The organism is Aminobacter niigataensis, from assembly GCF_014200015.1.
In the GTDB taxonomy this organism is placed as follows: Bacteria; Pseudomonadota; Alphaproteobacteria; order Rhizobiales; family Rhizobiaceae; genus Aminobacter; species Aminobacter niigataensis.
This window is the reverse complement of the sequence record NZ_JACHOT010000002.1, coordinates 315,086-334,898: the sequence shown is the minus strand read 5'-3', so window position 1 is coordinate 334,898 and position 19,813 is coordinate 315,086. Positions and strand designations below refer to the sequence as shown.

22 protein-coding genes and 2 pseudogenes are annotated in these 19,813 nt (G+C 61.8%); 5 read left to right on the top strand and 19 right to left on the bottom strand.

The annotated features are described in order from the left end of the window. Nucleotides 1–4: 4 nt before the first annotated feature. From GGQ99_RS11485 to GGQ99_RS11450, 8 genes and pseudogenes are all read right to left on the bottom strand, one after another. A complete protein-coding gene (locus GGQ99_RS11485) occupies nt 5–1,345 on the bottom strand; it encodes a site-specific integrase (protein ID WP_183262630.1) in 1,341 nt (446 codons plus the stop codon). Nucleotides 1,346–1,938: 593 nt separating this feature from the next. Next, nucleotides 1,939–2,712: a metallophosphoesterase gene (locus tag GGQ99_RS11480; protein WP_246389556.1), complete on the bottom strand. Its 774-nt coding sequence runs from the start codon at nt 2,710–2,712 to the stop codon at nt 1,939–1,941. Beyond that, complete coding sequence (locus GGQ99_RS11475; RefSeq protein ID WP_183262628.1) at nt 2,709–3,365, bottom strand: M41 family metallopeptidase; 657 nt, start codon at nt 3,363–3,365, stop codon at nt 2,709–2,711. The genes GGQ99_RS11480 and GGQ99_RS11475 overlap by 4 nt, the downstream gene beginning before the upstream one ends. A gap of 58 nt (nt 3,366–3,423) precedes the next feature. Next, nucleotides 3,424–4,959: an AAA family ATPase gene (locus tag GGQ99_RS11470; protein WP_183262627.1), complete on the bottom strand. Its 1,536-nt coding sequence runs from the start codon at nt 4,957–4,959 to the stop codon at nt 3,424–3,426. A gap of 801 nt (nt 4,960–5,760) precedes the next feature. Further along, entirely contained in the window at nt 5,761–6,021 is a 261-nt protein-coding gene (locus GGQ99_RS11465) for a DUF2312 domain-containing protein (protein WP_183262626.1), read from the bottom strand. Between the two features lie 105 nt (nt 6,022–6,126). After that, nucleotides 6,127–6,276 (bottom strand): annotated as a pseudogene (locus tag GGQ99_RS11460) (GapR family DNA-binding domain-containing protein); the annotation flags it as partial. A gap of 138 nt (nt 6,277–6,414) precedes the next feature. Then, nucleotides 6,415–6,723 carry a DUF1244 domain-containing protein gene (locus GGQ99_RS11455; RefSeq protein WP_108609680.1) on the bottom strand — a complete coding sequence of 103 codons (309 nt, stop codon included), beginning with the start codon at nt 6,721–6,723 and terminating at the stop codon, nt 6,415–6,417. An 11-nt stretch (nt 6,724–6,734) separates the two neighbouring features. After that, nucleotides 6,735–7,532 (bottom strand): N-formylglutamate amidohydrolase, encoded by a 798-nt coding sequence (locus GGQ99_RS11450; RefSeq protein ID WP_183262625.1) that lies wholly within the window; start codon nt 7,530–7,532, stop codon nt 6,735–6,737. A 243-nt stretch (nt 7,533–7,775) separates the two neighbouring features. On the opposite strand from GGQ99_RS11450, the gene GGQ99_RS11445 reads away from it, so the two are divergent. Together GGQ99_RS11445 and pyk are read left to right on the top strand one after the other, a co-directional pair. Then, the gene (locus tag GGQ99_RS11445) at nt 7,776–8,264 is read left to right on the top strand and encodes a DUF1036 domain-containing protein (RefSeq protein ID WP_108606568.1); all 489 of its coding nucleotides are present in this window, start codon (nt 7,776–7,778) and stop codon (nt 8,262–8,264) included. After that, entirely contained in the window at nt 8,261–9,697 is a 1,437-nt protein-coding gene (pyk, locus tag GGQ99_RS11440; RefSeq protein WP_108606569.1) for a pyruvate kinase, read from the top strand. Before GGQ99_RS11445 ends, pyk begins: the two co-directional genes overlap by 4 nt. A gap of 120 nt (nt 9,698–9,817) precedes the next feature. On the opposite strand, the pseudogene GGQ99_RS26420 reads toward pyk, so the two are convergent. From GGQ99_RS26420 to ykgO, 3 genes and pseudogenes are all read right to left on the bottom strand, one after another. Continuing rightward, nucleotides 9,818–10,872 (bottom strand): annotated as a pseudogene (locus GGQ99_RS26420) (alpha/beta fold hydrolase). 135 nt (nt 10,873–11,007) lie between these two features. Beyond that, nucleotides 11,008–11,589, bottom strand: a complete 582-nt coding sequence (locus tag GGQ99_RS11430) for a tetratricopeptide repeat protein (protein ID WP_183262623.1) — start codon at nt 11,587–11,589, stop codon at nt 11,008–11,010. Nucleotides 11,590–11,668: 79 nt separating this feature from the next. Further along, nucleotides 11,669–11,794, bottom strand: coding sequence for a type B 50S ribosomal protein L36 (ykgO, locus tag GGQ99_RS11425; RefSeq protein WP_108606572.1), 126 nt, complete (start codon nt 11,792–11,794; stop codon nt 11,669–11,671). Between the two features lie 243 nt (nt 11,795–12,037). Between ykgO and GGQ99_RS11420 the strand changes: the two genes are divergently transcribed. Further along, nucleotides 12,038–12,445, top strand: coding sequence for a lysozyme inhibitor LprI family protein (locus tag GGQ99_RS11420; RefSeq protein WP_183262622.1), 408 nt, complete (start codon nt 12,038–12,040; stop codon nt 12,443–12,445). 7 nt (nt 12,446–12,452) lie between these two features. Here GGQ99_RS11420 and GGQ99_RS11415 read toward each other — a convergent pair whose 3' ends face one another. The 3 genes from GGQ99_RS11415 to GGQ99_RS11405 all read right to left on the bottom strand — a co-directional run bounded on the left by GGQ99_RS11415 (nt 12,453) and on the right by GGQ99_RS11405 (nt 14,319). Then, nucleotides 12,453–13,535 carry a 5-(carboxyamino)imidazole ribonucleotide synthase gene (locus GGQ99_RS11415; protein ID WP_108606573.1) on the bottom strand — a complete coding sequence of 361 codons (1,083 nt, stop codon included), beginning with the start codon at nt 13,533–13,535 and terminating at the stop codon, nt 12,453–12,455. Continuing rightward, nucleotides 13,532–13,996, bottom strand: a complete 465-nt coding sequence (gene purE, locus GGQ99_RS11410) for a 5-(carboxyamino)imidazole ribonucleotide mutase (protein WP_183262853.1) — start codon at nt 13,994–13,996, stop codon at nt 13,532–13,534. Before purE ends, GGQ99_RS11415 begins: the two co-directional genes overlap by 4 nt. Nucleotides 13,997–14,115: 119 nt before the next feature. Then, nucleotides 14,116–14,319 carry a YdcH family protein gene (locus GGQ99_RS11405; protein ID WP_108606574.1) on the bottom strand — a complete coding sequence of 68 codons (204 nt, stop codon included), beginning with the start codon at nt 14,317–14,319 and terminating at the stop codon, nt 14,116–14,118. A gap of 236 nt (nt 14,320–14,555) precedes the next feature. Here GGQ99_RS11405 and GGQ99_RS11400 point away from each other — a divergent pair, with 236 nt between their 5' ends. Then, nucleotides 14,556–14,735 (top strand): YdcH family protein, encoded by a 180-nt coding sequence (locus GGQ99_RS11400; RefSeq protein ID WP_055974385.1) that lies wholly within the window; start codon nt 14,556–14,558, stop codon nt 14,733–14,735. A 180-nt stretch (nt 14,736–14,915) separates the two neighbouring features. On the opposite strand, the gene GGQ99_RS11395 is transcribed toward GGQ99_RS11400, so the two are convergent. The 3 genes from GGQ99_RS11395 to GGQ99_RS11385 form a co-directional block, all read right to left on the bottom strand. Further along, the gene (locus GGQ99_RS11395; protein ID WP_108606575.1) at nt 14,916–15,179 is read right to left on the bottom strand and encodes an ArsR/SmtB family transcription factor; all 264 of its coding nucleotides are present in this window, start codon (nt 15,177–15,179) and stop codon (nt 14,916–14,918) included. Between the two features lie 86 nt (nt 15,180–15,265). After that, the gene (locus tag GGQ99_RS11390; RefSeq protein WP_108606576.1) at nt 15,266–16,519 is read right to left on the bottom strand and encodes an MFS transporter; all 1,254 of its coding nucleotides are present in this window, start codon (nt 16,517–16,519) and stop codon (nt 15,266–15,268) included. Between the two features lie 72 nt (nt 16,520–16,591). Further along, entirely contained in the window at nt 16,592–16,786 is a 195-nt protein-coding gene (locus GGQ99_RS11385; RefSeq protein WP_108606577.1) for a DUF1192 domain-containing protein, read from the bottom strand. Nucleotides 16,787–16,901: 115 nt separating this feature from the next. Between GGQ99_RS11385 and GGQ99_RS11380 the strand changes: the two genes are divergently transcribed. Continuing rightward, nucleotides 16,902–17,912, top strand: a complete 1,011-nt coding sequence (locus GGQ99_RS11380) for an NAD(P)H-quinone oxidoreductase (protein WP_183262621.1) — start codon at nt 16,902–16,904, stop codon at nt 17,910–17,912. A 143-nt stretch (nt 17,913–18,055) separates the two neighbouring features. Here GGQ99_RS11380 and GGQ99_RS11375 read toward each other — a convergent pair whose 3' ends face one another. Beyond that, nucleotides 18,056–19,198 (bottom strand): DUF6666 family protein, encoded by a 1,143-nt coding sequence (locus GGQ99_RS11375; protein WP_183262620.1) that lies wholly within the window; start codon nt 19,196–19,198, stop codon nt 18,056–18,058. A 223-nt stretch (nt 19,199–19,421) separates the two neighbouring features. Further along, nucleotides 19,422–19,718, bottom strand: coding sequence for a hypothetical protein (locus GGQ99_RS11370; protein WP_108606580.1), 297 nt, complete (start codon nt 19,716–19,718; stop codon nt 19,422–19,424). Between the last annotated feature and the right edge of the window lie 95 nt (nt 19,719–19,813).

The following is a 19,813-nucleotide window of genomic DNA, read 5'->3' as shown; positions in this document are numbered from 1 at the left end:
TTCGTTACTCCTCGGTACCCTGAAGCGTGGACATCGCGTCGTTGAGGTCGGATGCCCGCTTTCCGTAGACACGTTGGCTGTCCAGACTCCTTTGACGCAGCATCAGCTGGACTGTTTCATCATCAAGCTTGAGCTCGTGTTTTGCGTACCAGCGATAGTAGTGTCGCAGCCCATGCAAGTGGGCGCCTGGTGAATGCGGCTCGATACCAGAGCGCACCAATGCTCGATCAAAAGCTTTCTCTACATTGCCCAGCTTGAGAGGTTCGCCGAAGTACTCAGCGTTCTTGCCGTTCACGAAAAAGTAGGGGTGGAGGCCGTCATTGCTACAATCCGCAGAGATCTTCTGGATATCGGTCGCCAAGTCTGCGAACTCGGATGCTCGTCGCAAGCAAGTCCATGTTCCGTGTGTCAGCCTGAAATGAGGATTGAAAACGCTCATTCCCTTCCAGCCGGCCCGTTGTTTCTTGCCTTCGGCATCAGGCCTCGGCTTTAGGCCATATCGAGCGTGTAGATGTTCCGATCTCGTCTGAACTGATTGCCGTCGGTCGAATGAACCCGTGGAAAGAGAGTGTCGGGGGTCGGCGAACAGGATCAAGGGGCCCTTGACCTGTGCATTGAATAACTGAGGTGCGTACGATCCATCCAGGATATCGCAGCGCCACAGGTTGAGCGCTTCGCTGATCCTAGGCCCGAGGAACGCAAGCAGGATCCAAAGTGCCCTGAAGACGACATTCTTTTCCCGGTCGATGATGCAATCGATCTCTTCAGAGGACAATGAGGTGCTATTGGCTGACTTGTCCTCAGTTGAGCTTAGCGCCAACCTTCGAAGGGAACTCGGGGGCGCGGGACGGTCATCTCCCAGCAGTGCGTGCCAACGCGCTCGTTGCGCCTCGAGATGTGCTAGAAGGTCGCTTTCAGATGGATGGCGCTCCGCCTTGGTCCAGATATCGGATGTTGATTGGAAAGCTGCCCCAATGACTGAAGTCGGACCGGTGTAATCTGCGCAATATCTCGCGAAATCAACAATGTCGCGGTACTCTGAGCGGGCTGTTTCATATTGAACTGGTTGCCAGTGCTGGAAGACGCGTTTCGAAGGGTCTTTTGGATTCTCCACACGTGCCCGCAGGTATTCCCATACGACCAGATCCATAGCCCCGGGCTCAGCGATGCGCTCCCCGAGAACTGCCTGCGAAAACTCGAAGAGCCGTCCGACGGCGTTGAGACGCCGTCTAATCTCAGTTGTTGGAACGTCTTTCTCGATAAGGCTTTTCGACCAGCTGAGGCTCTCGTCGGGGACGGCTACAATGTCATCTGCGCCTTGCACCGACAGGATCGGTAGCAGCACTCTCTTCGGGCGCCTGAAGGCCACGCCGGCATAGACTCCCGAATGTATCCATGTCGGCAATTCGAAGACAATATATCGAGGCTCGCCGATCAGCGGTTCTGTTTTTTGCGAATTGATCTCACGCCCCCAAGCGATTCACAAATGTCTTTGTAGTTGGATATGCTGGCAATGCTTAAGAAATCGTCGGCTTAGACGAGGTCGGTTAACTCTGGAACAAGGCACAATTGATCATGTATGCAATTTTATCTAAAAGAATACTGTAGATGCGTCGTGTGTGCTCGGAGTTGCTCAGCGCGAGCCTTTCGATCCAGAATTTGGTTCGATCAGTCCAAATTATGGATCAATGCTCGCGCACTGCGCGGACCAGTATGGGACGTGATCTATTGGAAGGTGCGGGCTCTTCATAAGCATGGCAGGTAAGCCTGTGAGCGGCTTTTCCGACAGCGTGCCTGAAGAGCGTTGTAGCTACCGTAGGTCAAGAACCGCGGTTGCCACCGTTTGCCTACATAAAGGCCGCCTTTCAGGCGGCCCTTTTAATTCACAGGTTCAGAAACAATCTCCGTAGGCCCCCAAGGCCTATGCGATAGCCTCCATTACAAATCGATCACGAGTTTCCAGTCGAATTGCTTGTTTTCAGAGTTGTAACCGCGTGGGTTGCAGACAACCCGCGTGGTCGAATGAATGTAATCGCAGCTCTGATGGATGTGGCCGTGGATCCATAGGTTAGGCGATTTCATTTCAAGGATTGCCGACATATCTGAAGCATAGGCCGCGCCAAGAAGGTCGTTGGAATCCGGGTTCGGCAAAGACTGTCGAAGGGGGGCATGGTGTGTCACCACAACTACGGGCGACGATCTGCTCGCGAGCGAGTCTTCGATGAATCTTCGGCTTTCCGAGTGGAGTCCGACGGCCGCTGCGGGCCGGAAGCGTGCCCAAGGGGCACGTCGGTATGCTATCTTGCGAAAGTCATTCATTCGTTCCTGGGCATGAGACATTGCTAGTGCTTGATGGCCGGCTAGACGGAAATCGGTCCAGAGCGTCGCCCCCACGAAACATACGCCATCAAGCTCCACCGTTTCATTCTGAAGGAAGTGAACGCGTCGAGTTTGGGAAGCGGCTACCTTTCCCGCGGCGATGCCTTCGATAATTGCTCCCCTGTAGAACTCATGGTTTCCGCCAACATAGATGCAAGGCATGCACGGGGCGATATGCTGCTCAAGCCATTGAACGCCTCTATCGATGCCGTTGCAGAGGTCGCCGGCGACCACACAGACATCCGCCGCCGGGACGTGGAGCGGCCCAGGCAAGTTGGCGATTTCCAAATGTAAGTCGGATAGAATCCAGAGCCTCACTCTCGATCGCTTCATTCTTGGATGCGTTCGCGCACCCTATCGAGGGTCTGCTCAAGTAGTTTTCCCTCTAGTGTCCTGTGGGTCAGCAACGCCCCTGCAAGAGCTTCGATTGCGCCCCTCTGGCGAGCAACCAAAGTCTTGGCTGCACCGTATGCCGCTTCCAGGCGATTGTGGACGAGCCCGGCGAAACTCGGGTCGACCGCGAAAATGAGCGCTGGGTCCTTGATAGGTCGATGGAGCAAACGCCATTTTTGCGCGAACCCGCTTGTAGTTTCCAACCGGATCGCCATTTCGGTCGCTATTCGCAGGTCGCTTGCTGGGACACCGATTTCAGCGGCCACGTTGCCGATGATTGCTTCTTCAGCGGCACGCCCGGACAGCGTGACAGAGAGCATGGCGAGTAGGTACTCTTCGGTGTGATCCCGAGGCTCATCGTGCTCCCAGACAATGCTACCGCCAGGGGGCGCCATGGAGATTTGCCTGATTTTCCCGATTTCCAAATACAGCCTGATCACCGCGTGAGCTGCTTGGCGAATGGCGCTACGCGTTTCCGATATGGTTGGAGCTCTGGCTCCTTTGGAGTCAATGTCGTCTCGTGCTAGTCTGCCAATCGGTTGCTCCCCCGCAGGACTGGTCGGCACTGGAACCTCGGGAATGAACGCCGTCATAGTCGCCCTCTTCATCGTGTGAACGTAGAATCATTCACATGCATGAGGCCGATAGGCCTCAGTGCATGAACCCTTCGCGATGCCGTGCTTCGACAATCATTTCGAGCATTCGTCGGAGCCGTCGGAGAGAGCCGCCCTTCCAGCCGCTGGCCAGTGCGTCGACTTCGATAGCGTCCAAAGGCACTGACCAACGCAGATCCTTGCCAGCGTCGGCGTAGATAGCTTCCAGAAGTCGCGGTGCTAGCGCCAAGAGATGTTCGGCACCGGGCTCCGGAAACTGGAGTACGCAGCATCTGTCCTTGAGTACCGTGGGGATCGGTCCAACCGAGTTAGCTGTCATCAGCCATGAGACATTTGACAGATCACACGCTGCCTCCAGATAGGGATCATGCCATCGGCATGAAGTTTCGCGTTCTAGCAGACCGACCAATGCATCGTGTACGTGGCCGTTGTGTCGACCAGAGCCGACCTTCTCGAGTTCGTCCAGAATGATGGCTGGTCCGGCACAGTCGTGTTTGTGAATGAGCATCAGCGGTAAGCTTGGCTCGCCCGTACTCCACTTTCGAGGATTTCCCCCGATGGCGGCATCGCTCAATCCACCGCAGCTGACAAGTTCGGTTGGAATGCCCAACTCCTCAGTCAGCCTGCGGGCGAGCCGCGTCTTTCCGCTGCCAGGCGAGCCCACAAGCAGGGTCGGACGAATGTGGACATGGGGCCTGCCGACCAGCCCGGTCAGCACCGTGTCGACAACCGAGGTTGCATACGGGAACTCGGCAACAAGTCGAGCCCGGACTATCGTCAGATCCGGTGTCTCCGGTAGCGGGAGTGGCCGCCCCTTAATCTTATCGAACTCCCTAGCGGTCCGCTTGCCCTCAGATGTGAAGTCGTTCCCAAAATCAGTGATAACGACAATTCCATCCGCGGATGAAGCCGAACCCGACGGGAGAAAAGGGTCATTCTTTTCCTTCGTAATCTTGGACGAAACCTGCTCCGGTTCCTCATTTCGCTCAGTCAGTTTTCTCAGGCTGCTCGTGAACTTGTTGATGTAGTCGTCAATGGAGTTTCGCCGTCGATCATTCCTGGTGCGGGGAACGATGCCATCTCTCTGCCAATTCTCGACGTTCCTAGCGTATGCGGACCAGGCCGCTGCACGGCACAGGAACTCGATACCTCGCGCATTTGGCAATGCCCTTTGTGCCCAGAGCGCCAGCTCGCCGCCAACCGACGCAGCGGCCCGTGCATCCCCGAACAGGCCCCTATAGATGATGCACCGCAGGCGGCACTCTTCGATGAGAGCGTCGCTGGTGTCGATCACATGCTCAAGCGCCTGTTCGACCGAAAGAATGGCATCGCAGGTAGGATCAACAACGAGCTCGTCCAGGGTTTCCGACAAGAACCCAAACCCTTCGGGCCGTCTGCGCTGTACACGTCGGGAAAGGCGCGACGCATACTCGCGAATGTCCTCGATCATGTCGTCGCGGTAGAAGGCCATTCCGTGAAGCAGCTCCTGCTCGGTAGGGAGGTGAAGTCCCGCCTTTGCAGCTTTTTGCCTACGGTCGAAATGGCGGTCCTGTTCCGACGCTTTGGTACTCACGCCCTGCCTCACAAACATCAGGACCATTTCGAGAACTACACGAATCAGGCCGCAAGGATTCACGCGCGGATTTCTAACAGGCAATCGAACTAAGCGTCTATAGTTTCAGTAAATGAATCTGAAGGCGCCATATTTGGCAACGTCGTTGAGTTGCAAGCCTCAATGTTACAAGCAGCCGGGGTCTAAAGGATTCCGTCCTTGTTGGTCCCATCAGAGCTACTCCGCGCCGCTAGGATTGCGATGTCGATGTCGCAGCTCGAACTTGCTTCTGCGGCGGGCATTGCGCCCACGTCAGTCAAGCGAAGCGAGCTCAACGAGCGTGTGGCTGTTAGGACGCTCGAAGCACTCCGTCGTGCGCTAGAAGGCGAAGGTGTTGTCTTTGTCGCGAGCAGCCCAAAGCATGGACCCGGCATGCGGCTGCAGTCGGCACCTTCGGAATTGCGGTTGCTGGTGGTTGCCGCAGCTGCACTGGGATGGAGCGTGGAGGAACTTGCGGCGCGTTCAGGCATCGGAGAGCGCACGCTAGTGACCGCAAGAACTCGTGACCGGGCGCAGGACAAGGTTTCGCCCGCGACGCTTGTCCGTGTACGTGAGGCGCTAGAGCGGGCGGGAGTTCGCTTTCTCCCACCAACGTCGGACTACGGGCCTGGGCTTACGATCCCACTGGAAATCCTGTCGCGCCAAGATCTACGGTTCTAGGCCCAAGGCTCCATGTTTCTGAAAACGAAAAAACCCGCGGCAACCGCGGGTTCACATTGAAACGAGGATGAAGATGCGGAGCCCAACCACTCCGCAATTCAATCAGACCATGCCGAGAGCAGCCTTGTACAAATCGAGGATTGCTTCCGCCTCTTCGCGTTCGGCCTGATCCTGCTTCCTGAGTCTGACCAACTGCCGGACCGCCTTAGGTTCGAATCCCGTACCCTTCAACTCCGCGTACACGTCCTTGATATCGTCGGCGATTGTCTTCTTCTCCTCTTCGAGACGCTCGATGCGTTCGATGAATGCGCGAAGCTGTCCCGCAGCAACAGTTTGGCTGGTTTCGCTAATCTCGTCGGCCATATCTCTGATCCTGGACTCTGAAGGTGGCTGTCGTCTAAACGGACGAAGTGTAGCCTACCTAAGTTATTGATCTTGTTTCTTGACTACATCACTTAGGGGGGATTAGAAGCCGGTGCCCTTGGCCTCGGCATAGACGTCCTTGATGTCGTCGGAGATCGTCTTCTTTTCTTCCTCAAGCCGCTCGATGCGCTCGATGAAGGCGCGCAACTGGCCGGCGGCAACGGTCTGGCTGGTATCGGTGATTTCGTCGGCCATGGGGCACTCCGCAAATTGTGACTGGGAAAAGCGCGACTCGGCGCGCCAAGGGAATTTCGGCGGTTTCGATGCCTGATGATGAGGGGAGGGTCAAGGGTACGCGGGAACGCAGCTGACACGACCCTGCGGAAATATCGGTCAGTGATCGCGCGGGCGGCTGGCCTCGAAGGCGGCCTTCTGCGCGTCGGTGGCCTCGCGCTGGTGCTTGGCCTGCCATTCGGCATAAGGCATGCCGTAGACGATCTCGCGCGAGGCGTCCTTGGACAGCTCGACGCCGGCCTCGGCGGCCGCGTCGCGATACCAGTTGGACAGGCAATTGCGGCAGAATCCGGCGAGATTCATCATGTCGATGTTCTGCACGTCGGAACGCTCGCTCAGGTGCTGGAGCAACCGGCGGAAGGCTGCGGCCTCGAATTCGCGCTGCTGCGCTTCGCTGAGTTCGGCCATCTGGTCCTCCATCACAGCGGCCCGGTACGCGAGCCGAATTGTCTGACTTCATGTATATCGGGGCGGCGGTTGATGGCGTCAATGATCGGCGCCAGCCGCCTGGCCCAATCCGTCGTTCCGGCCTCATCGCCGATCAGGTCCTGCCGGATCTCGATCAGCGCATGGGCAAAGCCGTTGACGATGGCGTGGCGGAACATGGTGTCGCCGCGCAGCGCCCCGTCATAGGGCTCGTTGTCGCCGACCACCAGCGCCTTGTCCTCGGCCAGCATCTCGATCAGCGGCCAGGCGGCGCGGTGGTCCATGTCCCACAACACGCCGGCGTGCCAAGGCCTGGCGCGCCCCTGCATGACGGGCGTGAAGGAATGCACCGACAAGATGAAGGGCGCGGTGCCGGTCTGCTTGTGAACCGAGGCGACCATGGCGCCGACCGCGTCGTGATAGGGGCGGTAGAAATTGTCGAGGCGGCGCGCGCGCTCCTCCTCAGACATCGGATAATTGCCCGGGATGACCGAGCCGTCATAGAGTTGGCGGATCAGCGTCGGGTCGTCCTCGCCGCGGTTGGGGTCGATCAGCAGGCGCGAAAAGTTGGCGAGGACCGTCGGCGCGCCCATGATCGCGGCAAGCTTGCGGGTCACCTGTTCGGCGCCGATGTCGTAGGCGATGTGGCGCTCGAACTCCTCGGGCGGCAGGCCGAGATCGCCATATTCCTGCGGCAGGTCGCGCCTGGCATGGTCGCACAGAAGCACGATGCCCCTGCTGCGGTCGCCTTCGATGATCTCGAAAGGGGCAAAGATTGCGGTTCGCGTCATCGGCGGCAATTTGTCCTTCGGCACGGCTTGGGTGTAGTTTCGCGCCCGTCCCTGATGTGGGGATATGTGCTAACGCCGTTGTTTTGCCAACCTTTTTTCGAATATGCCAGATGAGGCAGCAAATCACCGCGGCTGAGCGCACCTAAATCGATTGGATAAGCGCGCAGCCACGCGTTGACATGCGCCCGCACATTGCCGAAAAGGGCTCCAGAAATGCAGAAATCGTCGAAGAGGGGCTTGGGGATGGAACTTGCCGGGAGGCCGCGGACACGCTCAGCCCTGGCATCGCTCTTCCTTTTTCTCTCCGTTCCACTGTTTATGGCCGTCGCGGCCACGCCGGCACGCGCCGACTTCAGGGTCTGCAACGCGACCCAGAGCCTGGTCGGAGTCGGCATCGGCTACCGCGCCAAGGCGGGCTGGATCACCGAAGGCTGGTGGCACATCGAAGGTTCCACCTGCAAGACGCTGATCGAGGGGCCGCTGTCATCGAGGTTTTATTATCTCTATGCAGAAGATGCCGAGCGCGGCGGACGCTGGGATGGCCCGATCAACATGTGCGTGGCTGAAAAAGAGTTCAAGATCGCCGGCGTCACCGACTGCGTAGCGCGCGGCTTCCAGCGCGCCGGCTTCCAGGAATACGACACGGGCGAACAGGCGAACTGGATGGTCCAGCTCACCGACGAGCCCGCAACGGGCGGCCCAACGGCCGCCTCGGGAACGAACGGTCAATGAGACGTAGCCGCAAGGTCAAGATACTCGCAACACTCGGTCCCGCCTCGTCCGACGAGGCGATGATCCGCAAGCTCTTCGATGCGGGCGCAGACGTCTTCCGCATCAATATGAGCCATACCGACCACGATTCGATGCGCACGCTCGTCGGCCGCATCCGGTCGGTCGAAGAGGCGGTCGGCCGTCCGATCGGCATTCTCGCCGACCTGCAGGGCCCGAAGCTCCGCGTCGGCAAGTTTGCCAACGGCAAGGAAGAGCTGACCGTCGGCCAGACCTTCACCCTCGACGACAATGCCGACCTGGGCACCTCGGCGCGCGTGCACCTGCCGCATCCCGAGATCCTCAAGTCGGTGCAGGAAGGCCATCGCCTGCTGATCGACGACGGCAAGCTCGAGCTTAGGGCAGTGAAGACCGACGGCAAGTCGATCGTCTGCACGGTCGTTGCCGGCAACAAGATTTCCGACAAGAAGGGCGTCAGCCTGCCCGACACTGACCTGCCGGTAGGCGCGCTGACCGAGAAGGACCGCAAGGACCTCGACGCCGTGCTCGAGACAGGCGTCGACTGGGTCGCGCTGTCGTTCATCCAGCGCCCGGAGGATCTCGCCGAAGCGCGCAAGATCGCGCAAGGGCGCGCATTGCTGCTGTCGAAGATCGAAAAGCCGCAGGCGGTCGCCCGCCTGGCCGAGATCATCGAGCTGTCCGATGCCCTGATGGTCGCCCGCGGCGACCTCGGCGTCGAGATGCCGATCGAATCGGTGCCTGGCATCCAGAAGCAGATCACCCGTGCCGCGCGCCGCGCCGGCAAGCCGGTGGTGGTTGCCACCCAGATGCTGGAATCGATGATCACCGCGCCGGTGCCGACCCGCGCCGAGGTCTCAGACGTGGCGACCGCCGTGTTCGAAGGCGCCGACGCGATCATGCTGTCGGCCGAATCGGCCGCCGGGCAGTATCCGGTCGAGTCGGTGGCAACGATGAACCGCATCGCCGAGCGCGTCGAAAAGGACCCGACCTATCCCGGCATCATCAACGCCCAGCGCTCGCAGCCGGAGGCGACCGGCGCCGACGCGATCTCGCTTGCGGCGCGTGAAATCGCCGAGACGCTGAAGCTGTCGGCGATCATCACCTACACGGCATCCGGCACCACGGGCCTGCGCGCGGCGCGCGAACGGCCGCAGGTGCCGATCATCGCGCTGTCGCCGATCCTGGCCACGGCACGCCGCCTGTCGATGCTGTGGGGCACGCATTGCGTGGTCTCGCCGGATGCCGTCGATCTCGACGACATGGTCGACCGCGCCTGCAACGTCGCCTTCAACGAGGGTTTTGCCGCTGGCGGCGACCGCGTCATCATCACGGCCGGCGTGCCGCTCAGGACGCCGGGCTCGACCAACATGCTGCGCATTGCCTATGTCGGGCCGGAAGGCAAAGGCAGCAGGTAAGGTTACAGCGAATAGGGAGTAGCGATTAGCGAATAGGGCATTGCACGACTGCGCGTGCGGGGTCTTGTTCGCTATTCGCTATTCGCTATTCGCTATTCGCTATTCGCTATTCGCTATTCGCTATTCGCTATTCGCGGGCGCCTTCTCATCCCAACACACACCCGTCCCGAAATCGTCACCCGCAATGCGCGCTTCGACAGCGCGTGACAGTGCCTGCAGGTCGCGCGGCTGGCCGGCGAGTTTTTCGACGGCCGCCACCACCAGATCGGGTGCCACCCAGTCCGGCTTGTGGCCGAGGTTCTTCACCCACACCAGTTCGGCAGCGGGAATGTCGCGCGCCAGCCCGATCGAATGAATCTCTTCATAGACGACCGTGTCGTGGTCGCCGGAGATTACCACCGTCGGCGCCTCGATCATGGGATAGCGCGGCGCGGCCACCAGCACGTGGCGGTACAGGCCTTCGACGTCGATGGCGTTTGCGCGGAAAGCCCCCGGTCGCAGCACCAGCTTGATCGCAGCGTCGTCGACATAGAGGTCCGGCACCTTGTTGGGCGAGAAGACGCAGGTGGTTGCGGCACCGATGCGCATCAGCCCGGCCGGATTTGCGATCGTTTCCGCGAAGGCGCGGCCGACCACCGGCAAGGCGCTCAAGCTGTAATACCAGGAGGTGCCGCCGCCCGGCCAGGGGTGGGTCGCCGCCGACAGGAACAGCAGGCCACGTGTCTTTTCCGGGTGCTCCAGCGCAAACGTCGCCGCTACCCGCCGAACGAATGGCCGACGATGATCGCGTCCTTGATGCCGAGGCGGTCCATCAGGGCCGCGATGGTGGCGGCCTGCCCTTGCTGCGTCTCATTGTTGCCAGGCCCGCGGCCGGACCAGCCATGGCCGGGGCGATCGAAGAACAGCATCTCGGCGCGGCCTTCGAACTGAGGCCTGAGCGGCAGCATCTGGTCCTTCAGGTTGGCGCTGGCGCCATGGATGAAGACCAGCGGCGGCAGGTCGCCGCCGGCAGGTGCCGGCACATTCACGTAGTGGATGATGGCGCCATCGATATCGACGAAACTGCCGACGGGCGGATTTCGCCGTTCGATCAGCCACGATGCGACACGGGTTGCGCCGGCAAGCGCAACGAACAGCGCAAGCAGCAGTGCCAGGATGAAGGTGAGGATGTTCATGCGGGATGGGGTGGGTCAGCGGAATAGCGAGTAGGGAAGAGTGAGTAGAGAACCGAGAGCAGATGAGTGTGCTCCCTGGGGCGGCAACCGCCAAGCCTGTTTCTACTCGCTATTCCCTACTCCCTATTCGCTTCTTCAGATGCCTTCGCCGGCGAGTTCTTCCGACAGTCGCGACACCTCGTTCTGGGCGTTGCGCAGCATCGGATAGATGTCGAGAACGCGCTGCCATGCCTGCAGCGCCAACTCGTTGCGGCCGGTGGTCGCCATGATCTGCGCCATGCCGGACAGGGCGCCGAAATGGCGTGGCTCGAGCTCCAGCGTGCGTTCGATGTCGGCCATCGACTTGCGATAGTTCTGCATCAGGAAATGCACGGTGGCGCGCCGGTTCCAGCCCTCGGCGTATTTGGGCTGCAGCGTCACCACCTGGTCGAGGAAATCGAGCGCGACGTCGAATTTCTTGGCCTCGACCGCCTGCTGCGCCCATTGCATCATCAGGTCGACCGAGGCGCTGCCCGACTTGTACCAGGCTTCCCAGATGCGGCTGGCGAGGCGCTCGGCAGCCTTCTCGTTGCGCTCGCGCTTGAGATCGGAAAACAGCGTGTCGAGCTGGTTGTCAGCCTTGGCTACGATTGGAGCGCCGGCGTTCTCGGCAAACGCCTGCTGCGGCTGGGTTGTCGCCAGTAAGGCCAGGGTACAAAAGGCAAAAACGTTCCGCATGCGGAAATTCTAGACCCCCGCATGGGAACGTCAAACTGAAATTGCCGTGATGCGCCGGCCGCGTGCGGCCGGGCTACAATCAGCCCTGGCGAGCTTTGTAGCGCGGGGCGGTCTTGTTGATGATGTAGATGCGGCCCTTGCGACGAACCAGCTGGCAGTCACGATGGCGAGCCTTGAGCGCCTTGAGCGAATTCTTGATCTTCATGTCACTAACCCGTCGGATGGGCCCATCAACGGGCCGAAACTAAAAGCGCGCCAAAAGAGCGCGCCCAATTCGTGTGAGAGGCTCTTAGACGAGGAGTCATTGCCAGTCAACCGCGGGCAGGCTTGGTGTGGCGGTTTGATTTGGCTTTTGTCGGCATGCGGTCGCATTGTGCCTTCGCGCCGGGACTTGCCAGCGGCCGGCATCGCTGGAATCGTCCGTTCGTTCAAGCAAATGGAGGGTTGGATGCGGCTTTTGATTCTGTCGATATCAGTAGCAAGCTCGATGATGGCGTCCGCTGCTTTCGCCGAGGAATGCGACCGCAACGACCAGACCCAGACCGGGATGAACATCTGTGCCGGCTCGGACTTTGCTGCGTCCGACGCCAAACTCAACGCTGCGTATGGCGATATCATGAAACGCCTGTCCGAGAGCGCCCACGCTCGCAAGCTGCTGCAGGATTCGCAGCGGAGCTGGATCGCCTTCCGCGACGCCGAATGCAAGTTCGCGTCCTCCGGCGTCGAGGGCGGGTCGATCTATCCGATGATGCAGGCCGGATGCCTGCAGGGCTTGACCGACGCGCGTGTTGCCCAGCTTGGCGCCTACCTCAAATGCGAAGAGGGCGACCTGAGCTGTCCGGTGCCGGCGCAGTAGTGCCCGGCTAGCGGCGTGGTAGAAGCCGCGTGAAGTGGCCCATCTTGCGGCCGGGGCGTGCCTCGGCCTTGCCGTAGAGGTGCACGGCGACGTCCGGTTCGGCCAGCAGGGCCGGGACCTTGGCGATGTCGTCGCCGATCAGGTTTTCCATGACGCAGTCGGAATGGCGGTTGGCATCGCCGAGCGGCAGGCCGGCAACGGCGCGGATATGCTGCTCGAACTGGGAAACCACGCAGGCTGCCTCGGTCCAGTGTCCTGAATTGTGCACGCGTGGGGCCATTTCGTTGGCAAGCAGGGAGCCGTCGGCCAGCACGAAGAATTCGACGCCGATGACGCCGACATAATCGAGCGCGGCGAGGATTTTTCGCGCGGCGTCGCGCGCAGCTTCCGCCGTGTCGTCGCGGATCGCGGCTGGCACCGTCGAACTGGCCAGGATGCCGTTGCCGTGCACGTTTTCGGCGGGGTCGAAGGCGGCGATGCTGCCATCGGTGCCGCGCGCGGCGATCACCGAGATCTCGCGTTCGAAAGGCACGAAGGATTCGAGGACCAGCGGCACGTTGCCGAGTGAGGCGCAGGCACCGTCGAAGCCGCCCGTGGTCATGTTGCGGAAGACCATCTGGCCTTTGCCGTCGTAGCCCATGCGGCAAGTCTTCAGGATTCCGCTGCCGTCGAATGCCTGCAGGGCAGCGGCCAGGTCCTGGTCGTTATCCACAGGCACGAAGCGGGCTGTGGATATCCCGATGCCGTTGAGGAAGGTCTTTTCGACCAGGCGGTCCTGTGCCACTTCCAGTGCCCGTGCCGGCGGATAGACCGCGACGGTCTTCGCCAGGTGCTCCGCGGCCACGACGGGCACGTTCTCGAACTCGTAGGTGACGACGGCGCTTTCGCGGGCCAGTTCGTCGAGGGCGGCGGGATCGTCATAGGCGGCGACGATCTGGCGATTGGCAACCTGGGCCGCCGGGCAATCGGCCTGCGGCTCGAGGATCACGGTGCGGTAGCCCAGCCGGGCCGCGGCCATGGCCAGCATGCGGCCAAGCTGGCCGCCGCCGATGATGCCGATGGTGGAGCCTGTGGGGAGGGGGGCGCTCACGCGTCGTCCGTCGGCTGTTCGGCGACCCTTGCGGTCTGGGCGGCGCGCCACTCTTCGAGTCGCGTCGCCAGGGCGTCGTCGGAAAGGGCAAGAACGGCCGCTGCAAGCAGTGCCGCATTGGCGGCTCCGGCCTTGCCGATGGCAAGCGTGCCGACGGGGATGCCGGCCGGCATCTGGACGATGGAGAGCAGCGAATCCTGCCCCGACAGCGCCTTTGATTCGACCGGCACGCCGAACACCGGCAACGAGGTCATGGCCGCCGTCATTCCGGGGAGATGGGCAGCGCCGCCGGCACCCGCGATGATGACGCGGAAACCGGCCGCCTTGGCACCCTTGGCAAATTCGTAGAGGCGATCTGGGGTGCGGTGGGCCGAGACGATGCGCGCTTCGTAGGAAACGGCCAGCACGTCGAGCAACTCGGCGGCATGGCGCATGGTCGCCCAGTCAGACTGGCTACCCATGATGATGGCGACGTCGACCCTGTCCTTGCTCACGCGCGGCACCCCTTGCTCGATAGGCAGCGCTTAGCGGAAATGAGGAGCAATCGCAACCAAACCCCGGCAGCCCTCTGCCAGGAGTTTCAGGCAATTATGTCCGGGATGATCCGGTCTTCGATCTGGACGATCTTGTCCTTGAGAACCAGCTTCTTCTTTTTCATCCGCTGGATCTGCAACGGGTCGCAGCCCATCGCGATCATCGCGTTGATCGCCGCATCAAAATCGGCATGGTCCTGCTTCAAGCGTGCAAACTCGAGACGAACCTCGGCTTGTTCCTGTTCCGACATGTCTACCGTCTGCAAACTCACTGGCGCACCCGGGGCGCTCCTAAGGCGGGGTCGGCGACCCCTTGTCACCGGCGCGATGCCCTTATCACATTTCACGCTGACGGGAAATGCTACCACACTTTATTCGACATCGCAGATCGGGGGTGGCAGACTGTCATGGTTCCGTCACAGAGCGCTGTCTGCGGTGGGCACGCTTGTGCGGTGCATCGAGGAAACCATGAAAGGGAGAACCAATCATGTCTCTTGCTTCCCATCTTGAAGAGCTTCAGCGCAAACATGGCGACGTCGAGCGTCAGCTCGACGAAGCGATGAACCATCCATCCATGGACGACCTGCAAATCGTAGCGCTGAAGCGTCGCAAGCTGGCTCTCAAGGACGAGATTGAAAAGCTGAGAGTGGACCCGACCCAGCACTAGCCCACGATCGCGGTCTCAACTTAGTGGCCCACTCTTTCGGCACGGGCCAGATAGCCGGCGGCGAATCACCCTCGCCGCCGGGACAGGGTGATTGGTTGCTGTATTTTGTGGGCTTTTGCGGTTCGGCGGTGACAGGATTTCCCCCGGCACGCGAGCCGGTGCCAGTCCAGCCGTTCCGGCTCAAGCGTCCCAGAACTGGTCAAGCCAGATATTGAGCTTCCTGAAGCCGGTGGCACTGACCGCGTAGACACGGCGCGTGCCTTCGGCGCGGGCGCTGACCAGCCCGGCATCGAGAAGCACCTTGAGATGCTGCGACACGGCCGGCCGCGAGACCGGTAGGCCGGCTGCGAGTTCGCTGACCGTCTTGGGACCGCGACGCAATTCTTCCAGCAGATGGCGCCGGTTGGCATCCGATATGGCCAGGAAGGAGGCGTCAGCTGTCATGGCTCCTTTGTGCCGCAACATCGGCGGAATCTCAACTGTTGGTCGCGGCTGCTGCCCCAATGCCCGCGTCTGCCCAGGCGTGGCTGTCAGGGCAGGGTTTCGGGTTCGTCCTTCTGGCGTGGATCGAGCCGCAGCGATTCGGGTGTCGCCGAGCGGTCGGCCGGCTGGGTCTTGAAGGCTTCGCGATCCTCGATCGGAACCGGCGCACGGCGCTTGATGCGCAGTGCGGTGTAGCCGGCCAGCGCGAAATGCGCCGCAGCCGTGGCGAGGAACAGCGCCTCCGGCCGCATCATATCCATCAGGCCGGCGCCGAGCATCGGACCGACCATGGTGCCGAAGCCGTAGAGCAGCAGCAGGCCGCCCGAGACCTTGACGAAATCCTCCGGCTTGGCGTGGTCGTTGGCGTGTGCCACCGCCAGCGAATAGAGCGTGTAGGCGAAGGCGCCGTAGCAGGCGGTCATGGCGATGACGAATGGCCCGGAGCGCGGCGCCACCAAGAAGATCAGCACCGCCGCCACCGCCGAGGCGAGCGAGGCGCCGATCAGCACGTAGCGGCGGTCGGTGCGGTCGGAGATCTTGCCGATCGGGATCTGCAGGGCGGCACCGGCGATCACCACCAGGCTCATCATCAGCGCGATTTCGGGCGTCGAGATGCCGACGCGCGCGCCGTAGACGGCACCCAGCGTGCCCCAGTCGCCATTGGCGACGCCGATCAGGAAACACGCGACCGAGGCGACCGGCGAGTTGGCGTAGAGCCCCTTGATGTCGAGCGAAACGTCCTGCAGCGGCTTGGGGTGCGCGGCACTCGAAACCGCCGTCGGGATCAGCGACAGGCAAAACAGGATGCCGGTGACCATGAACAGCGAGGCGCTGGTGACGTCGCCGCCGGCGACCATCATCTGGCCGGCCATGATCGAGGCGTAGGTGACCATCATGTAGAGGCCGAAGACCGTGCCGCGGTTCTCGTTGGTGGCGCGCTCGTTGAGCCAGCTCTCGATGACCATGAAGGCGCCGGCCATGGCAAAACCGGTGAAGGCGCGCAGCGCGATCCAGACATATTCGTTGACGATCAGGCCGGTGAGCAGGGCGATGATCGCAGCCGACGCGGCAAAGGTGCCGAAGGCGCGGACATGGCCGGCGCGGCGGACGACGCGGGGGGCAAAATAACAGCCGGCAACGAAACCGCCGGCCCAGGCGGTGCCCATCAGGCCGAGTGCCGTGGTCGAAAAGCCCTCTTCCTGGCCGCGCAGGGGAAGCAGCAGGCCGTGCAGGCCCGACGCGGCGAGCAGGAAGGCGGTGCCGCGAAGCAGCGAGAGGATCGGCCTGTAGGTTGCGAGCATCGAACTGTCCCACCAAGAATCAAGAGCGCTAGGTCGACCGCCCCTTTGGGGCTTTTCGGCGACGGCAAGATGTCAGCCGCGCTTGAACAGCGCCTCGGCGGCCGATTTCGTCGAACCCTTGGCGGAAAGCTCGGCCTCGAGCCGGCCGATCTCGGCGCGCAGGGCTAAGATGCGCTCGTTGAGCTCGCCGACCGAAAGCAAAGACAGGTCCTGGCCGATCTCGTGGACGGTCTTTTTCTTCTTCGGCTCGTCGTCGAACAGCGCCATCTCGCTCTCCTTGATCTCCAGACAGGCGTTTGCCTGATTTGCCAATCAGAATACATAGTGCGGTCAACCACATGTAAAGTCCGGGGCGCACCGGACCAGCGGAGACCGAAAAGACATGGCCAACGTTGCCAAGCTTCCAGCCAAGATGCTCGCGGTGGCGATCACGCAGCCCGGCGGGCCGCGCGTGCTCAAGGCGGAAAAGCGCGACCTGCCCGAGCTTGGCCAAGGCGAGATCCTGATCCGGGTGCATGCGGCCGGCGTCAATCGGCCCGACGTGCAGCAGCGCAAGGGTGCGTACCCCGCGCCGCCCGGCGCGTCCGACCTGCCCGGGCTCGAAGTGTCGGGCGAGGTGGCAGCCCTCGGCGAGGGGGCGACACGCTTCCGCATCGGCGACGCGGTCTGCGCGCTGACGCCGGGCGGCGGATACGCCGAATACGCCAAGGTGCACGAAACCAACGCCCTGCCGCTGCCCAAGGGCTTCACCTTCACCGAGGCCGCGGCGGTGCCGGAAGCCTTCTTCACCGTCTGGCACAACGTGTTCGAGCGCGGCGCGCTCAAGGCGGGCGAGACGCTGCTCATCCATGGCGGCTCGTCGGGCATCGGCACCACCGCGATCCAGCTCGCCTCGGCCTTCGGCGCCTATGTCATTGCCACCGCGGGTTCGGAGGACAAGTGCGCTGCTTGTCTCAAGCTCGGGGCCGACTGCGCGATCAATTACAAAACGGAAGAATTCGTCCAGGCGGTGAAGGACGCCACCGACGGCAAAGGCGCCAATGTCATCCTCGACATGGTCGGCGGCGAGTATGTCGGGCGCAACTACCATGCCGCGGCGGTCGACGGCCGCATCGTGCAGATCGCGACGCAGGGCGGGGCGGTGGCGAGCGCCGATTTCTCACGGCTGATGGTCAAGCGGCTGACCCATACCGGCTCGACGCTGAGGCCGCGCACCACCGAGTTCAAGGCGGGCATCGCCGCGGCCCTCGAAGCCCAGGTGTGGCCGTTGCTGGCCGTCCGCCGCGTCGCACCCGTGATGGACATGATCTTCCCGCTCAAGGAAGCCTGGCGGGCGCATGAGCGCATGGAAGAGGGCGAGCACATCGGCAAGATCGTGCTGGATGTCGGGTGAGTTTTCTTCTCCTCCCCCGTTTGGGGAGGGCCGGGTGGGGGCGGCTCTCGTCCAAGGGTACCCCACCCTTTATCCTTCCCCCCGAGGGGGAGGAAAATTGCGCTCTCTTCCCGCGTCGCGGGGGCGAGGAGCCCGCGTCCTCGCTAGTCGGTGATGAGGAACGACCTGTTGCTGGCCACGTCGAGCAAGGGCAGTTCCTTGTTACCGGTGACACTCTTGCTCGCCGCGTTGCCGCCAAAGTAGTAGGCAATGCCGACAGAGGCGTTGAACTGCTCCTGGCCTGAGCCAAGTGGGCCGGAGGGAGTGCGCGGCGCCACATAGTTGGCGCTGGCAAACGTCGACCAGTTGTCGCTCAGCGGTACTTTACCAACCACGCCGAATTGCCATTTGGCGATGTCTTCGTCGTCAAAGATGCCGTAGTAGGCCATGACCTCGCCGCCGAAATCGAAGTTGTGCTTCACGTAGACGTTCTTCTGGTTCATCGCACGAATTGTCGTGAGAAGGCTAGGAGCGCCGGCCACAGTGACCGCAGCCCGGTCAGTGTTCACGCCATACGTGCCCCACACGCCGACCTCGGTCGATTCGCTCAGCGCGACCCCAAGAGTGCCGCGGACTTGACCCAGGCTAATGTCGCTTGCGTTGACGCCCCAACGTTCGGCCTGGAAGCCGTCGTATACGACGCCCAAGCTCAGCCGATCTGCTATCGACGGGTTTTCTGTCGACATGTCGCCGCGCTTGTAGAAACCCGCCGTGTAAAACACTTGCCGTTCAAGGGCGGTGGCATCCGGGACGATACGGAGACGACCCTTGAAGTCATAGATGCCGATGCTGGCGCCGGCCTGGACTCCGAAGGTTGACTCGCCGAAGCTCAAGCCGCTGTTGAAGCCGGCTACGCCGCCGAAGCTGCCAGTAAGTGCTCCGGTCCCGCCGTTGATGTTCGTAATCCGCTCGCCAAGTGACTTGTACGCATCGGCGCTGGCCCAAACGTAGGTGCCAGAAAGAAAACCGGCTACCGGGCCGTCGGAAGTCTCTGATGAAGCTTGCTGCTGACGAGACGCTTCTTTTGCCTGCGTCCCAGAGCCAGACGTGTTTGCTACCGCAGTTCCAAACAACTTTTGCTGGTCGGCTTCACTGATATTATATTTTTCGACAACTGCCTGTTGTTCCGGGGTGAGAGTGGCTGCGTTTGCAGCGTCAATCACGCCTGACAAGGCGATGGTTACGACCAGTGGGCGGGCCATCCCGGCCGCTGCGTATCGACCTGCGGCCGCCAGAATGCTGTTCATGTGCCAACCCCTCCCTGAATCCCCAACCAACGGTTAAACACGCTAGGGTTCGTTGGAAAGCGGAGAACCCGCTCCACCAAGAAGAGTTACAGGGTGTGGCGAAAATGCTACACAGCTGATAGAAGAGCGCCGGGCGAGGAGGCCTGAGGCGCCGCCGCGCGCCTCTTGTCCCCAGCGGGGAGAAGGTGGCCCGAAGGGCCGGATGAGGGCGCCTTGCCAATCGTCACCGCCAGCCATTGGCGAGTTGCAGGACGAACAGGAGCATGCCCTCGATGCGGCGGTCGGCGGCGCGACTGAGCGGCACCGGGCAGAAGCCGGCGCGGCCGAATTCGGTCGGCGAGGCGCGGCAGCGACCGAAATTGCGGCATTCGCGGCGCTGGCACTTCAGATGCGCGCCCTCCATGGTGGCGGCGATGCTGACGGCGAGCACCAGCGCGTTGTGCATGGAATAGGGCAGGCGGCCGTAGCCCGGCAGCGGCGGGTCGATGATTTCGATCTCTTGCTTGCGTTTCCTCGACATGAAGCTGTCTCCGGTTGGCGGCCCGCGCGGGTCTTTTTGGGCGCGGGCAAGGTGGTTGGGGAAAATCTGGGCGCACAAAAGTGTCCCGCGCTGAT